Source organism: Flavobacterium sp. FG139 (genome assembly GCF_057809695.1).
Window position 1 is genome coordinate 47984 of sequence record NZ_JBMDKL010000014.1, and the last position, 17161, is coordinate 65144.

15 protein-coding genes are annotated in these 17161 nt (G+C 34.9%); 6 read left to right on the top strand and 9 right to left on the bottom strand.

The annotated features are described in order from the left end of the window. The first annotated feature begins 10 nt into the window (after positions 1-10). The 5 genes from ACODSI_RS12190 (at position 11) to hemN (ending at position 7346) form a co-directional block, all read left to right on the top strand. Positions 11-1210, top strand: coding sequence for an aspartate aminotransferase family protein (locus ACODSI_RS12190; RefSeq protein WP_488917134.1), 1200 nt, complete (start codon positions 11-13; stop codon positions 1208-1210). Positions 1211-1315: 105 nt separating this feature from the next. Next, positions 1316-2710, top strand: a complete 1395-nt coding sequence (locus ACODSI_RS12195) for a tetratricopeptide repeat protein (protein WP_488917135.1) — start codon at positions 1316-1318, stop codon at positions 2708-2710. Positions 2711-2796: 86 nt separating this feature from the next. After that, on the top strand, positions 2797-3579 hold the full coding sequence (locus ACODSI_RS12200; protein WP_488917136.1) for a shikimate dehydrogenase family protein: 783 nt from the start codon (positions 2797-2799) through the stop codon (positions 3577-3579). 148 nt (positions 3580-3727) lie between these two features. Further along, positions 3728-5881, top strand: a complete 2154-nt coding sequence (locus ACODSI_RS12205) for a DUF349 domain-containing protein (RefSeq protein WP_488917137.1) — start codon at positions 3728-3730, stop codon at positions 5879-5881. A 100-nt stretch (positions 5882-5981) separates the two neighbouring features. Further along, positions 5982-7346, top strand: coding sequence for an oxygen-independent coproporphyrinogen III oxidase (gene hemN, locus ACODSI_RS12210; protein WP_488917138.1), 1365 nt, complete (start codon positions 5982-5984; stop codon positions 7344-7346). 97 nt (positions 7347-7443) lie between these two features. Here the strand turns inward: hemN and ACODSI_RS12215 are convergent, their stop codons facing one another. The 9 genes from ACODSI_RS12215 to ACODSI_RS12255 form a co-directional block, all read right to left on the bottom strand. After that, the gene (locus ACODSI_RS12215) at positions 7444-7677 is read right to left on the bottom strand and encodes an HP1242/YdcH family protein (protein WP_488917139.1); all 234 of its coding nucleotides are present in this window, start codon (positions 7675-7677) and stop codon (positions 7444-7446) included. A gap of 26 nt (positions 7678-7703) precedes the next feature. Then, positions 7704-8405, bottom strand: coding sequence for a sulfite exporter TauE/SafE family protein (locus ACODSI_RS12220; protein WP_488917140.1), 702 nt, complete (start codon positions 8403-8405; stop codon positions 7704-7706). Positions 8406-8419: 14 nt separating this feature from the next. Next, on the bottom strand, positions 8420-8872 hold the full coding sequence (locus ACODSI_RS12225; RefSeq protein WP_488917141.1) for a FixH family protein: 453 nt from the start codon (positions 8870-8872) through the stop codon (positions 8420-8422). 13 nt (positions 8873-8885) lie between these two features. Beyond that, complete coding sequence (gene ccoG / locus ACODSI_RS12230) at positions 8886-10304, bottom strand: cytochrome c oxidase accessory protein CcoG (RefSeq protein ID WP_488917142.1); 1419 nt, start codon at positions 10302-10304, stop codon at positions 8886-8888. Positions 10305-10359: 55 nt separating this feature from the next. After that, positions 10360-11313, bottom strand: a complete 954-nt coding sequence (locus ACODSI_RS12235) for a cbb3-type cytochrome c oxidase N-terminal domain-containing protein (protein WP_488917143.1) — start codon at positions 11311-11313, stop codon at positions 10360-10362. A 21-nt stretch (positions 11314-11334) separates the two neighbouring features. Next, positions 11335-11502, bottom strand: coding sequence for a CcoQ/FixQ family Cbb3-type cytochrome c oxidase assembly chaperone (locus ACODSI_RS12240; protein WP_488917144.1), 168 nt, complete (start codon positions 11500-11502; stop codon positions 11335-11337). Between the two features lie 3 nt (positions 11503-11505). Further along, positions 11506-13686 carry a cytochrome-c oxidase, cbb3-type subunit I gene (ccoN, locus tag ACODSI_RS12245; protein ID WP_488917145.1) on the bottom strand — a complete coding sequence of 727 codons (2181 nt, stop codon included), beginning with the start codon at positions 13684-13686 and terminating at the stop codon, positions 11506-11508. A gap of 2 nt (positions 13687-13688) precedes the next feature. Beyond that, positions 13689-13883 (bottom strand): cbb3-type cytochrome oxidase assembly protein CcoS, encoded by a 195-nt coding sequence (gene ccoS / locus ACODSI_RS12250; RefSeq protein ID WP_488917146.1) that lies wholly within the window; start codon positions 13881-13883, stop codon positions 13689-13691. A gap of 92 nt (positions 13884-13975) precedes the next feature. Then, positions 13976-16354: a heavy metal translocating P-type ATPase gene (locus ACODSI_RS12255; RefSeq protein WP_488917147.1), complete on the bottom strand. Its 2379-nt coding sequence runs from the start codon at positions 16352-16354 to the stop codon at positions 13976-13978. A 108-nt stretch (positions 16355-16462) separates the two neighbouring features. Here ACODSI_RS12255 and ACODSI_RS12260 point away from each other — a divergent pair, with 108 nt between their 5' ends. Next, a complete protein-coding gene (locus ACODSI_RS12260; RefSeq protein WP_488917148.1) occupies positions 16463-17143 on the top strand; it encodes a Crp/Fnr family transcriptional regulator in 681 nt (226 codons plus the stop codon). Positions 17144-17161 lie beyond the last annotated feature (18 nt).

A 17161-nucleotide genomic window follows, 5' to 3' on the forward strand; every position in this document is an offset into this window, starting at 1 on the left:
TGACCAAACAATGAATAACGATTTTATAAAATACCAAGCGCAAACTTCTCCTTACCCACTCGGAATGGAGGTGTCACATGCTATTGGTTCTTACATATACGACACTAATAACAAAAAATACCTCGATTTTGTAGCTGGTGTTTCGGCTTGTTCGCTTGGGCATCAACATCCCAGAGTAAATCAAGCGATTAAAGACCAATTAGACAAGTATTCCCATGTGATGGTGTATGGCGAATATTCGCAAAGTCCGGCGGTTCAATATTGTAAATTATTAGTGGAAAACCTACCTAAAGAATTGAACAAAGTTTACTTGGTTAATTCGGGTACCGAAGCTTGTGAAGGTGCCTTAAAATTAGTGCGACGCGTTACTGGAAGAAGTCAGTTGATCTCGTGTCATAATGCCTACCACGGTAATACGATGGGTTCGATGAGCGTCATGGGATTTGAAGAACGGAAGCAAATCTTTCGCCCATTAATTCCAGATGTCGATTTCATTACGTTTAACAACGAAGAAGACATTCAAAAAATCACGACTAAAACAGCCGGAATCATTTTGGAAAGTATTCAAGGTGGTGCTGGTTTTATTCAACCACAAAACGATTTTTTAGCCAAAGTAAAAAAGCGTTGTGAAGCAGTAGGTGCTTTATTGATTGTAGATGAAATACAACCAGGCTTTGGTAGAACTGGAAAATTATTCGGATTTGAAAACTACAATGTGGTTCCCGATGTGGTGATTATTGGTAAAGGAATGGCTGGCGGAATGCCAGTTGGTGGATTCATTGCCAATGAAAAGTACATGGATTTATTGAGTCACGATCCTAAATTAGGACACATCACAACTTTTGGCGGACATCCTGTCATTGCGGCAGCATGTTTAGCGACACTACAAGAAGTGTTAGAAAAAGACTACGCTTCTCAATCTTTAGTAAAAGAAAAATTATTCCGCGAACTTTTGGTACATCCTTTGATACATGAAATTAGAGGAAAAGGATTGATGCTTGCTGCCATGACAGCAGATGCCGAAATAACAAATGAAGTTATTTTGCGTTGTCAAGAGAAAGGATTAATCTTGTTTTGGCTCTTATTTGAAGGAAAAGCCATTCGAATTACACCACCATTAACGATTTCCGAAGATGAAATTCGTGAAGGCTGTCAAATTATACTCGACGTAATGGACGAAGTACAAATGACAATGCGTAATTCAAAATAACAATTGATTTTCTGTTAATTAAATTGTTCAAAACAAAAAACGAAATTCCTCTCAATTCGATAAGAGTTAATTACTTTTATTAAGGATAATTTTAAATAAAAAGCTATGCATTTGGAACACGACGAAGAAGACTACAATTTATCCTTATCAAAATTTGAATCGATGCTAAAAACCAATAAAGTTTTCTTTTTCGATTCAGAGGAATTTGAAGAAATCATTCTTCATTACCTTGATATGGGCAAGGCAAGTTTGGCCAAAAAAGCTTTAAAACTAGGATTAGAACAACATCCTAAATCTATTGGTTTAAAACTAGTTCAGGTGGAGATGTTGATTTATGAAGACAAGTTGGAGATTGCCGAAAAAATGCTCAATGAGCTGTATGACTTAGAGCCTACCAACGAAGAAATTTTTATCCAAAAAGCAAATATTTACTCCAAACGAGACAACCACGAAAAAGCGGTTCAACTACTAGAAGAAGCTCTTCAATATACCGAAGATTATAGTGATGTTTACAACTTAATTGGCATGGAATATCTTTTCATGGACAATTTAGAAAAAGCCAAAGAAAACTTCATCAAATGTTTGGAAGAAGAAATTGAAGATCAATCGGCACTCTATAATGTGGTCTATTGTTATGAATTTTTAGATCAAAATGCCGATGCTATTGAATTTTTAAAAACCTATATTGATAAAAACCCATACAGTGAAATTGCATGGCACCAAAAAGGGCGTTTATATTATGGGTTGAAAGATTATGAAAATGCTGTTCGAGCCTTTGAATTTGCTACTTATATTGACGATGATTTTGTAGGTGCCTTTATGGAAAAAGGAAAAGCATTAGAGCGTTTAAAACGTTATGAAGATGCTATAGAAAGTTATCAAAGAACCATCGAATTGGATGATCCAACCTCGTATGCGTTGTTGCGCATTGGTAAATGTCATGAAAAACTAGGCAACAAAGCCGAGGCCTTAAAATATTTCAACAAAACGGTTCATGAAGATCCGTTATTGGATAAAGGATGGATCGCCATAACCGATTTTTATGTTCGCTTAAAAAACTACCAAAAAGCGTTGTATTATGTTAACCGCGCCTTAGCCATAGACAATCAAAATCGCGCCTATTGGAAACGTTATGCTACCATTAACAAAGCCATGAACTTCTATGAAGAGGCAGAACAAGGTTATAGAAAAGCCGTTGAATTTGGTGACTATCAATTGGATACTTGGTTGTTTTGGGTAGATATTTTACAATTCTTAGGAGAATTTGACAATGCTATTATGACCTTATTACAAGCAGCCGAATATTTCCCAGAAGAATATGAAGTAGAATACCGTTTAGCAGGTTTGTATTTCACTTTAAATGAAGAAGAAAAAGGAACATTTCATTTAAGCAATGGCTTGCGATTGAACTTTAAACACCACACTTTAATTCAAGAATTTTTTCCTACCGTTTGGGAAAAACCTAACGTTCAAAAATTCATTGCAAAACACAAAAAATAACATTTTTATTAAATAAAATAAACCATTAAGACCTGTGATACATTAAGAATTATCTTAATTTAATCCGTATCTTAATGGTTTTTTAAATGAATACCACATTGGAATCACAAAAAAAATACGGCTTAATAGGTAAAAATATTTCCTATTCGTTTTCTAAAAAATATTTCACTGAAAAATTCTCTCAAGATTTATTCGACGATTGTGTTTATGAAAATTTTGACATTCAAAACATTGAAGAATTTCCAACTATTTTAAAAAATAATCCCGATTTAAAAGGACTAAACGTTACAATTCCCTTCAAAGAAGCCATCATACCCTACATGGATACTTTGTCGGATAAAGCCTATCGAATTGGTGCTGTTAATGTGATTCGTTTTACTAAAAAAGGGAATTTAAAAGGGTACAATTCCGATTGGTACGGATTTAAAAAAGCACTCGAACCCTTACTGCAATCACATCACAAAAAAGCATTAATTTTAGGAACTGGTGGTGCCGCCAAAGCAGTAGCATTTGCCTTAGAACAATTGGGTATTTTTTATACTTATGTTTCTAGAGAAGCTACTGACCCGAGCGATAGCGAACAGGCGAAACAAAATAGTATTGATTACCATCGAATTAACGCAACTACTTTTGATAATTTTCAAATTATAATCAACTGTACTCCATTGGGTACAAGCCCAAATATAAAAGAATTTCCGCCTATTCCGTATGCATTTTTTACTCCAAAACATATCGCTTTCGATTTGATTTACAATCCTGAAGAAACCCAATTTTTGAAAAAAGCAAAGAAAAAAGGTGCTGTGATTAAAAACGGTTATGAAATGCTGGTTTTTCAAGCGGAAAAGGCTTGGAAAATTTGGAATAAATAAATCATTTCTTTCCTAAACTTTTTCCAACAATATATTTTCAATTCTTTTTAGGTAAATAAAATTAACAGAAACCATTGATTTTCTTGGTTTTTTGGCTGTACTTTAGTATCTTTCGCCCTCAAAATTGTATAACCTTACACATTTAAAAATGTCAGAAGAATTGAATGATAACCTGTCAGTTAACGAAAACGCGGCAGATGGAAACGTAAACAACGAATCGCAAGAAGCGGTTCAAGCTGAAAGTCAAGAAGTTGAAGCCGTAACTGATTTAGTGCCTGATACGGAAGTAGAAGCGCCATTAGTAGCTGAAGCCGAACAAGAAAAAGTATTGGAAGTAGAAGATTTAGTGGGTGAAGAAATTTCCAATGAAGCTCCTGAAACGGAAGTGAATGTTGTTGAAACTGATGATGAAACCGTTGAATCAGAGAATGTAATTGAACTTACTGATGCACAAGTGGCTGATGAAAGTCCTGTAATTGCTACAGAAAGTGATGTTGCTATGAATGCCATTGCTGATGCCAATGCCGAAGAAAGCGAAGACGAAACCCTTAAAGGACGACATGATATTCCGCTTCAAGATTATGAAGCGTTACCTATGGAACAATTGGTTGCCGAACTAGAAACTCTTGTGGCTACTGAGCAAGTCATGTCGGTTAGAGAACATGTTGAAGAAATTAAAAAAGCCTTTTTGTCTAAATTTTATCATTTTTTGGATGAGAAAAAAGACGAATTTCATGCTGAAAATCCAGATACAACCGAAGATTTTCATTACAGTTTTCCATTAAAAACAAAATTTGACACCTTATACAATCAATATCGAGATAAGAAAAATACACACTTTAAATCGCTTCAAAATAGTTTAAAAGCGAATTTAGAAAACCGAATGGCTATTGTGGAAGAATTGAAAAATTTGGTTCACAATCCAGGTGCTAATATCGCCAATGCTTTAAAACAGTTGAACGACATTCGTGAGCGTTGGAAAAATGCAGGCCCAATTCCGAAAGACAAATACAATCACGTATGGAACAATTATCATTTTCACATCGAAAACTTCTACGATTTCTTGCATTTAGACAGAGAAGCGCGTGATATTGAGTTCAAAAATAATCTAGAACACAAACAAAAAATTATAGCACGTGTTGCCGAATTGGTAAACGAATCAGACATCAATAAAGCGTTCCGTGAATTGCAAGATTTACATAAAATCTGGAAAGAAGATATTGGTCCGGTTTCAAGAGAACACCGTGAAGAACTTTGGAAACAATTTAGTGAATTGACCAAACAATTACACGACAAACGCGAATCGTTTTACGAAGGATTTAGAGCCAAAGAATCTGAAAATCTTGAAAAGAAACACAACATTATTGCACAACTTGAAGTATTAGCTCAACAGAAAGTAGATGCACACCAAGCGTGGTTGAATCAGATTACCAAAGTGGAAGCATTACGTAACGAATTCTTTGCTACAGGCAAAGTTCCGAATGACGTAAACGAAGCAACATGGGCCGCTTTTAAATCAGCCGTAAGAAACTTTAATGTACTTAAAAACTCTTTTTACAAAGAAATTAAGAAAGATCAAAACGATAATTTAAGTAAAAAACAAGCGTTAGTAGCAAAAGCAAACGAGTTGAAAGAAAGCGAAGACTTTGCTGCCACTACTCCATTAATGAAGCAAATTCAGGAAGATTGGAAATTGGTAGGTCATGTGCCAAGAAAATTTTCAGACGAATTGTGGAAAGAATTTAAAGCCGCTTGTAATCATTATTTTGAGCGTTTAAAAGACAGTAAAAAAGAAGAAAACTCAGAAGAAGTTGCTGCTTTTGAAAAGAAAAAAGAATATTTAGAAACGTTGCGCTCTTTTGAATTAATTGGAGAACACAAAACCGACTTAGACGCTATAAAAGCGCATATTGAAGCGTGGAAAGCCATTGGCAAAGTTCCTTTTAACAGAAGACATATTGAAGGTAAATTCAATAAAATTTTGGATGCCTTGTTTGAAAAATTAAGTTCTAGCAAAAAAGAAAGCGAGCAATTGCGATTTGCCAACAAGTTAGATAATCTAGCTGGCTCTGAAGACAGTAGAAAATTAGACAACGAGAAAATCTTTATCATGCGCAAGATTGATGAAGTTCAAAATGAAATTTTCCAATTAGAAAACAACATTCAGTTTTTCCAAAACACCAAAAATGCTAAGAAAGAAAATTCTATTGTAACCGAAGTTAGAAAAACTATCGAGCGACATAAAGAAGAATTAATTTCTTGGAAAGAAAAGCTTAAACAGATTCGAAATCTGAATAAATAAATACAAAAGCCTACTTAACCGTAGGCTTTTTTAATTATGATAATTATCATTTTTTTTACAAGTATCACAAACTACTTTTGGAACTTAAAGATATATTGTCATGTCACTTTCATTAATTCAAAAATACAATGTTCCCGGTCCAAGATACACGAGTTATCCAACCGTACCTTATTGGGAAGAAGATTTATTTTCTGTCGAAAAATGGAAACAAACCTTTGTTCAATCCTTCAATGAAAGTAATGCTTCCGAAGGAATTAGTGTGTACATTCATTTGCCTTTTTGCGAAAGTATGTGTACTTTTTGCGGATGCAACAAACGCATTACCAAAAACCACGAAGTAGAGCATCCCTATATCAATGCCGTTTTGAAAGAATGGAATTTGTATTGTGATGCTTTTCCAGATACACCCATAATTAAAGAAATCCATTTAGGTGGTGGTACGCCAACCTTCTTTTCACCTGAAAACTTAGAACGATTAATCAACGGAATTTTTACTCGAGCCACAAAAGCCAAAGAACACGAATTTAGTTTTGAAGGGCATCCGAATAATACATCCCGAAGACATTTACAAACGCTATTCGACTTAGGATTTAGACGCGTCAGTTTTGGTGTTCAAGATTATTCAGAAAAGGTACAAACCGCCATTCATCGCATTCAGCCGTTTCACAATGTGGCGAAAGTAACGTTTTGGGCTAAAGAAATTGGCTACACATCAGTTGGACACGATTTAATCTTCGGATTGCCGTTTCAAACGTTAGAAGATGTTTTTGATACTATCGACAAAACCAATTCGCTACAACCCGACCGATTGGCATTTTACAGTTATGCCCATGTACCTTGGATCAAGGGCAACGGACAACGCGGATTTAAAGGTGAAGATGTGCCTAAAGATGATGAAAAACGAAAATTATATGAAGAAGGCAAAAAACGTTTAGCGGCCAACCAGTATCATGAAATTGGTATGGATCATTTTGCCTTAGAAACTGATAGTATGTATGATGCATTTAAAAAAGGTACATTACACCGCAACTTTATGGGATATACGGCATCTAAAACGCAATTGATGATTGGTTTAGGGGTTTCATCCATTAGCGATAGCTGGTACAGTTTTGCTCAAAATGAAAAAACCATCGAAGCTTATTATAAAAAATTAGAACAAAATGAATTGCCTGTTTTTCGTGGGCATATATTAACCGATGAAGATTTAATCATCAGAAAACACATTCTAAATTTGATGTGCCAATTTGAAACATCTTGGGAAAATGATACTCAATTTTTCAAAGAATTACCCGATATTATCAATCAATTACACGAAATGGAAGTCGATGGTTTACTAGAAATTTCGAGTACGAAAATTAAAGTAACCGAGAAAGGAAAACCGTTTGTGCGCAATTTGTGCATGGCATTTGACTTGCGATTGAAACGCAATGCACCACAAACCGAACTGTTTTCGATGACCGTATAAAACACGATCAAACATAATCCCGACTTACTTTAGTTGGTTTTTTTAATACAAAAAAGCACGTTTAAAAACGTGCTTTTCTCTAAACCCAAAATTAAAATTACTCCTTATTCAAATAGGTATAAATGGCATCTTTTAAATGAAGTAATTTTGCTTTCAACTCGTGAGCAAATTCGTCTATAACTACCTCTACACCCGAATTAATTTTATGAACATGTTGTTCTGTTTGATGGTAATCGTCAACTAATAATTTAAAATGAGCATCGTGTTGTTTTAGATAAGCTATTTTTTCCTGATATTCAGGAAACTCGTGGAGTAAATTGTGTTTTTCCATGCTATTTAGTTTTTGATTAATTAAATTTAATGACAAGTGGCATTGGCTTTTACAAATAAGCTCATTGTGTTCGGAGACAGATACGGAATGCCCAATCCGAGTCCGCGGATAATAAAGAGAACTCCAATAAAAACGGCCACAACTGGTATCATTTTTTGCAATTTACTTCGAATAGGAAGGGACAATACATTGGAAATATACACCACAGCACTCATCATCGGAATGGTTCCTAATCCGTACAACACCATATACGTTACACTCAAAGTAATGTTTTGCATCGCAATAGCGCCAAACAAAGCGGCATAAACCAATCCGCAAGGTAAAAACCCATTAAGCAAACCAATGGTAAACAAAGCATCAGGAGATTTGCGTTTGAATTGGCTTCCCAAACTACTTTTCACTTTAGAAATGGCTTTATATACTGGTTTAGAAAAATTGTATTTCATAAAGATTTTTTCGGGAACAATAGCAATGATAATCATCAAAATTCCGACGATAATGGAAAGTTGCTGTTGCATTCCAGCCATAAAAAATCCTCTTCCTAAAATACCAAATACCAATCCTAACGAAGCATAAGCAGACAATCTACCCAAATGGTACAACAAAATCTGGATCACTTTTTTAGCTGGATTGCTTCTATCTACAGGCAACATCATAGCAATGGGTCCGCACATACCAATGCAGTGCAAACTACTAATCAAGCCAAATATAAAAGCAGAATAAAGCATTTTAAAGTTGTAATTTATTGGTTAAAATAAACTTCTTCTTTGTTCAGGTATTTTTTCCCTTGATAGTTCCAATCGATAGTAATGCCCCAACGACCGCCAACCAGGTTACTTTTAGGTATGAGCAAATGTGGGTTAGACAATGAAATAGGGACTTCAAAATCTAACTTCTGGTTGGACGGTCTATATAGGGACACTATTCCTTTTATATTTTTACAATCAAAATCAGATGGAAAATCTATCGTGATTCCTTCTGCAACGGCTTTAACAACGACTTTATTTGTTAAATCGTAAGCATTTTGTTCTTTATCTAAATCTTGTTGTGCCAGCAATTCTTTTTTGTAATATTCGGTCACTACAAATTCGTTATCGTATTTAGTATTGGTTTGCACTCTTATGATGAAGTATAAAATAAAACTCATAAATAGTGTAAACGCAATTACAATTCCTGTTCCCCAATTAATTTTCATAATAGTATTTTTTTTAGTTAAAACGTATTGGTCCTAAAAAGTTGGTTGTTTCGGTATCGATTAATTCGTTGCCGTTATAAACTTCAATTTTCAATTTGATTTTATCGCCTTCAACTTGTGAAGAATTGATTTCAACAAACATAGTTCCTTCCGACAAAGCATCTTTTTTTACTTTGACAAATTTTTCACCCACCAACTTGATTTCTCCTTGAGGTGAAACTAATTTGAAATGCAGATTATCAAAATCTTTTGATGTTTTATTGACTACTTTAAAAGTATAAACGTTACTGATTTTATTGCCTTTATGCTCAAACAATTGCCCAGGAAGATGTAAAATAGTGGTTTCTACATCATTTCTTAAAAATAACATTCCGATAAATACACCTGTCAGGATTAATAAAACAGAAGCATAACCTTTCATTCTGGTTGTGAAAACAAATTTTTCTTTTTTGGCAATCTCATCTTCACTAGCATAACGAATCAATCCTTTTGGCAACCCAACACTTTCCATTATAGAATCGCATTCATCGATACAGGCGGTACAATTAACACATTCTAATTGAACACCATTTCGAATGTCAATTCCGGTTGGACAAACATGAACGCACAACTTACAATCGATGCAATCGCCTTTACCTGAAGCGGCTCTGTCTTCTTGTTTGTTGAATTTAGCGCGACCCAATTCTTTTTCACCTCTAACATAATCGTAGGCAACATTGATGGTTTTATTATCCAACAACACTCCTTGCATTCTTCCGTAAGGGCAAGCTATTATACACACTTGTTCTCTAAACCATGCATATATAAAATAGAATACATACGTAAAGATAATGAGCGCAATAAGCGTTTTGGTATTTTTGGTTGGCCCTTCTTCTACAAACTGAATTAAGGCATCGCTTCCGATAAGATAGGCTAAAAACACATTGGCAATTAGAAACGAAATCACATAAAACACAAACCATTTGGTTATTCTTTTTCTGATTTTTTCGGCATTCCAAGATTGTTTATCCAAACGAATTTGGGCTCCTCTATCGCCTTCAATCCAATATTCAATTCGACGAAAAACCATTTCCATAAAAATAGTTTGCGGACAAAACCAGCCACAAAAAATTCTACCAAAAGCCACTGTAAATAATGCCAAACTTACCACACCAATAATCATGATGATGACAAAAATGTGGAAATCTTGAGGCCAAAAAGGAAAACTGAAAATATTAAATTTACGTTCGATAACGTTAAACAATAAGAATTGGTTTCCATTAATTTTAATAAATGGAGATGCGAAAAGAAAAAGCAATAAGAAGTAGCTGAGCCATTTTCTGCGGTCGTATAGTTTTCCTTTTGGTTTTTTTGCAAAAATCCAGGAACGATTTCCTTCTTTATTGATAGTTCCTATGCTATCTCTAAAATTTTCATCTGGCAACTTTGACATTATTTTTATTTTTAACCTACAAGTCCCGAATAATATCGGGACTTGTATATATTATTTAGTTTGTTGCTACTACTTTAGTGGCGACATTAGTTGTATCGGAAGCAGGTGCGGCTGTTTTTGGTGCACTTTCGTCGACCCATTTTTTAGCTTCTGGCTCTGTTGGTTTTGGCTCTTTTGGATGAGATCCTTGAAGCGACAAAACATAACTGGCTACTTTTTGAATATCTGAAGGTTTGATAGACGCTTTCCAAGAAACCATTCCTTTTCCGTCGCGACCACCTTCCATAATGGTATTGAATACGTTTTTGATACCGCCACCATTAATCCACATATCATCGGTAAGATTTGGACCAATTTGTCCACCAGCATCCGGACGGTGACACGCAGTACAATTGGCCATAAAAATTGTTTTACCGGCAGTTATACTCGCTGGATCTGTTAGTAAAGTTACTTTCTCTTTATTCATCATATCAGGAGCCGTTTTGTTGTATTCATCAACTGCAATTTTAGCTTCGGCTACTTCTTTATCAAACTCTTGAGCTTGATTGTCGGCACCTAAAATTTCGTAACGAACCAAATAGATTCCAGCGAAAATAATACAACCGTAGAACAAATAAACCCACCATGGAGGCAACACATTGTCTAATTCTCTGATTCCGTCGTAATTGTGATCTAACATTACGTCTGCTTCTTGTTCCATTTCTTTAGAACGTGTTAGCTTTTTGATAATGTTTTGGTAAAAAGCACTTTCTGTAAATGGCAACGATTGTGCTTCCTCTAATTGTTTTTTCTGTTCGTCTGTTAGCAAATGATATGTTACTTTATCAACCGCACTAACAACAATTTCTATCGCAATTAAAAGAAATAGAAATACACCCAGAAACAGCAGTACCATTGGATACTTTATAAAAGCTGGTTGGTTTCCTGAGTCGATAAAATATTCCATAGCACCAAATACAATGGCGAAAATCAATGGAACTCTTACATATGATGGAATTAATTTTTTCATTGGATTAAATCTTTAAGATGATTATTCTTTTATTGGTAATTCACTTAACTCTTTGATTTTGTCTTTTTTATAGGTAAAAACCCAAAAGAAAAGACCTACAAAGAATGTGAAACAGATGAGTAATGATATCACCGGATATACAGCAACACCATCAATAGTTTCTAAAGTATATTTTACAAATTTTAACATGACTTATTGTTTTTTAACTTTTAAATCGGTTCCAAGTCTTTGTAAATAAGCTATTAGAGCAACAATTTCTCTATCTTTCATCGGAACAAAAGTTTCTCCTTTTTTAGCAATTTCTGCTTTACTAGCATCATACGATTTTACATAATCTGGATCAGAATTAAGGTTTTTCTCAATTGCCGTAGATTGTTCTTCAATACTTTTCATAGCATTGGCAATTTCAACATCAGAATAAGGAACTCCTAGTGTTCTCATGGCTTTCATCTTAGCGTCAATCAACGAATGATCCATGGCTTTGTTAGCAAACAACCATTTATAGGCTGGCATGATGGAGGCTTTGTTTACCCTTTGCGGATTATACATGTGGTTGAAATGCCATGTATCTGGATATTTACCACCTACTCTATGCAAATCTGGACCTGTACGTTTTGAACCCCACAAGAATGGATGATCGTATACATATTCGCCTGCTTTAGAATAATCGCCATAACGAGCCACTTCTGAACGGAACGGACGAATCATTTGTGAGTGACATCCCACACATCCTTCTCGAATGTAGATATCACGTCCTTCTAACTCAAGTGGTGTATATGGTTTTACTGAAGAAATGGTTGGAATATTAGATTTTACCATAATGGTTGGTACAATTTGAATGATACCTCCAATTAAAATTGCTACCGTTGCCAATAAAGTCAGTTGAATAGGTCTTCTTTCCAACCATCCGTGCCATTTTTCACCTTTTAGTCTACCGCTTGAGATTTTTTGTAAGGCTGGAGCTTCTGCCAATTCATCTTCTACGGCAGCGCCTTGTTTAACTGTTTTGATAATATTGTATACTAAAACAATAACTCCTGTTAAGTATAACGTTCCACCAATGGCTCTCATCCAATACATTGGCATAATTTGCGTCACAGTTTCTAAGAAGTTACCATATTGCAAAGTTCCATCGGGTTTGAATTGTTTCCACATAGAAGCCTGAGTAAATCCAGCAACATACATTGGAAGCGCGTATAAAATAATTCCAAGAGTTCCAATCCAGAAATGGAAATTGGCTAACTTTTTAGAGAATAATTCGGTTTTAGTCATTCTAGGAATTACCCAATAAATGATACCAAACGACATGAATCCGTTCCAAGCTAAGGCTCCAACGTGAACGTGAGCAATAATCCAATCGGTAAAGTGTGCAATAGCGTTTACGTTTTTAAGAGAAAGCATCGGACCTTCAAAAGTCGCCATACCATAACCTGTAATTGCTACTACGAAGAATTTCAAAACAGGTTCTTCTCTTACTTTATCCCAAACACCACGAAGCGTTAAAAGTCCGTTAATCATACCTCCCCAAGATGGAGCAATCAACATAATAGAGAATACAACTCCTAGATTTTGTGCCCAGTCTGGCAATGCAGAATACAACAAGTGGTGAGGTCCAGCCCAGATGTATAAGAAAATTAAGGACCAGAAGTGAATGATAGATAATCTATAAGAATATACTGGTCGATTGGCTGCTTTAGGAACAAAGTAATACATCAATCCTAAGAATGGAGTAGTTAAGAAAAAGGCAACCGCATTATGACCATACCACCATTGTACTAAAGCATCTTGAACACCTGCATATACCGAGTAACTCTTCATTGCTGAAACTGGTAACTCCAAGCTGTTGAAAATGTGAAGAACCGCAACGGTAACGAAAGTAGCGATATAAAACCAAATAGCAACATAAAGATGACGTTCTCTTCTTTTCAAGATAGTTCCAATCATATTGATACCGAATACCACCCAAATCAATGCTATGGCAATATCAATTGGCCATTCTAATTCGGCATATTCTTTAGAACTGGTATATCCTAAAGGTAAAGTAATAGCTGCTGCCACGATTATGAGTTGCCATCCCCAAAAATGAAGATTACTTAAAAAATCGCTGAATAATCTTGCTTTAAGTAAACGTTGAAGAGAATAATATATCCCTGCAAACATAGCGTTACCTACAAAGGCAAAAATAACTGCATTGGTATGTAAAGGTCTTAATCGTCCGAAACTTAAAAACGAGATTCCGTCTGTCATGTTTGGGAAGAGAAACAATACGGCCAGAATAAGCCCTACTAACATTCCTACTACACCAAAAACGATACTGGCGTAGAGAAATTTCTTTACAATTTTGTTGTCGTAATAAAATTGTTGCATTTCCATAATTAAATTGGTTTTTGTTCTTCTTTTTTGTTTGTATTTGTTGTGGTTTTAATTTTCAATTCATCGTCAAAAAGCATTCTGACGGAAGGTGTATAATCGTCGTCAAATTGACCGCTTCGCACTGCTCTTATAAAAGCATATAGAAACGCAATGGCTACTACTATACTGATGGAGATTAATAGATAAATGACACTCATACCTTATATTTGTGTTAACAAAGTTACTTCTGCTCCTTTTTATAAAATATGATATTTATCATACTTGATTTTTTGTTTCAAAATGGGAGCGTTCATTTTGAAATTTTAGCATATAGATTACTCATAATCGTTACAAAACTTACAATGGTAATCGTACTTAGTGGCATAATAATAGCCGCTACAATAGGAAGCAAATTACCCGAAACCGCAAAGCTCAACCCTACTACATTGTACAATAATGAAAGAGCGAAACTCATGTAAATGGTTTTCATAGCATTTTTGGAAAACTTCATAAAAAAAGCAATCTTTTGAAATTGGGAAGCGTCTAATATTCCGTCACAAGCAGGAGAAAACACATTGACATTCTCGGAAATGGATATCCCAATATTACTTTGCGCTAAAGCACCAGAATCATTCAAGCCATCACCGACCATCATGACATTTTTTCCTTGCTTTTGAAGATTTTCAATGTATTCTAGTTTTTGTTCGGGCTTCTGGTTGAATACCAAAGTAGTCGTAGCTGGAAGCATTTTTTCTAATATTTTTCGTTCTCCATCATTATCTCCAGACAAAACAACGAGATTATAGCTTTTGGCTAATCGTTCAAATAATTGTTCTAAACCAGCTCTATACTGATTATTGAACACATAACTTCCCTTGTAAACGCCATTTATTTCAACATGAACTTTGGTTTTCTTATGCGTGTTTTCACTCATGTGTTGCAAAAATTGGGAAGAACCTAATTTTACTGTTCCTTCTTTAAACTCGGCATGGATTCCTTTTCCAATAATTTCTTCAAAATGTAGTGGTTCTGTTCGCTCTTGTTTCGGAATAAAATCATACAAGCGTCTGCTAAGTGGATGATTAGAACCTCTCAACGTATTGTATAATAATTTTAATTCGAAATCATTTAATGGTGCACCTTCATAAGTTATTGAGGTCTTTTTATTAGTGGTTATTGTTCCTGTTTTGTCAAAAACTATCGTATCTACTTTGGCCAATTGCTCAATAACCATAGCGTTTTTCAGGTACAACTTTCGTCTTCCCATAATGCGCAACACGTTTCCTTGTGTGAAAGGAGCTGTCAAAGCTAAAGCACACGGACAGGCTACAATGAGAATGGCAGTGAACACATTAAAAGCGGTATCCACACTAATAAAAATCCAATATAAAAATGATACTACCGCAAGTCCTAATAACGCTGGTGTAAAGTAACGGCTGATAGTATCGGTAATGGTTTTGTGCTTTATTTCTACTTTTTTCTGAAACACATCATTACTCCACAACTGTGTTAGATAGCTATTGGAAACCGAAAACAATACTTCCATTTCGATGACTTTTCCGAGCTGCTTGCCACCAGCAAAGACTTTATCACCCGATTTTTTTTCAATAGGCACAGCTTCTCCAGTAACAAAACTATAATCGATGGAAGCTTTTTCTGAAATTAGAATCCCATCAACAGGGATTAATTCTTGGTTTCGAATTAACAATCGGTCGCCTTTTACAATATCGTATACTTGCACTGGAAGTTCTGTTCCATCTGGTAAAATCTTTGTGATTGCAATCGGGAAATAGGATTTGTAATCTCTTTCAAAAGATAAAAAACTATAGGTTTTCATTTGAAATAACTTTCCTAACAGCATAAAGAAAATGAGTCCACACATGCTATCAAAAAAGCCTTGTCCGTAATCCAAGACAATATCCACCGTACTTCTAATAAACATCACTACGATTCCGAGTGCTATTGGAATTTCGATATTCAACATTCTGGCCTTAATACTGTTCCAAGCGGCAACATAATAGCCACTAGCCGAATATAAAAAAGAAGGTAATGATAATGCAAAAATCAACCATCTGAGAAAACCTCTATATTGATTGATCCAAAATTCGTTCACCTCAAAATACTCTGGAAACGACAACAACATAATGTTTCCGAAACAGAAAAAAGCCACTCCAATTTTGTAAATAAGGCTTCTATCGACTGCTTTTTTACCTTCATCAAAATTTTCTAAACTAATGTAAGGTTCGTAACCAATGGAACAAAGCAATTCTACAATCTGCTTTAAATTGGTAGTTTCTGGACTGTATGTTATTCGAACTTTCTTTTCAGGAAAGTTCACTATAGACGTACTTATTCCTGGTTGAAGTTTTTGTAGATTTTCCAAAATCCAAATACACGAACTACAGTGTATGTGAGGAATGTACAATGAAATAATGTGCGTTGAATTCTCTTGAAATTCCAATAGTTTTGAAACAATGCTTTCATTTTCTAAAAAGTCATATTTTCCGTTAATATCCAATGGAGTAGCACCTGGCGATGCTTGAAAATCATAATAACAAGTCATGTCATTCTGACTAAAGATCTCGTAAACCGTTTTACAACCGTTACAACAGAAACTTTTTTGATCAAATACAATCTCTTCTTTTTTTATGATTTCATTACCACAATGGAAACAATTTGTTGTGTCCATAAATTTGCTCATTTTACCTTGAACAAAGGTTGAACAATTCTTAATTTTAAAATATGATATTTGTCATACTATTTAATATCTTTGCAAGACCATTAAAGAAATAGCCTTATGAGCAAATGTGAACAATGCATCGTTAGAGAATTTAGTTCTTTAAAAGCGCTTAACAAAGACGAACTTTTGCGTATGGCCGATTGCAAAACGTCGTATACTATTAAAAAAGGAGAACCTATTTTTGAAGAAGGAGAAAGTGTTAATGGCATTTTTTGTGTGAAAGATGGTGTTTGCAAACTGTCTAAACTAAGTGCTAATGGTAAAGACCAAATTGTAAAATTGGTTAAACCAGGAGAACTTTTAGGTCAACGTTCCCTAATCAGTGACGAACCGGCCAACTTAAGTGCTGTTGCCCTTGAAGATATGGAAGTGTGCTTCATTCCAAAATCGGAAATTATGGGATTTTTCAATGAGAACAATCAGTTTTCCATGAATGTGATGAAAACCATTTGTGGCGATTTGAAAGAAGCCGATGACCACATGGTTTCTATGGCTCAGAAAAGCGTCAAAGAACGATTAGCCGAAACCTTATTACAATTAGAAGATACCTTTGGTAAAAATGAAGACGGCACTTTACACATTCAATTGTCGCGTGAAGAACTGGCAGGTATGATTGGCACTGCAACCGAAAGTTGCATCCGATTATTATCTGAATTGAACAAAAATGGTTTAATTGACTTAGTCGGGAAAAAAATCGCAATTATCGATCGAAATAAATTAAAAAGAATGGCTGAATAATACTTCAGCCATTCTTTT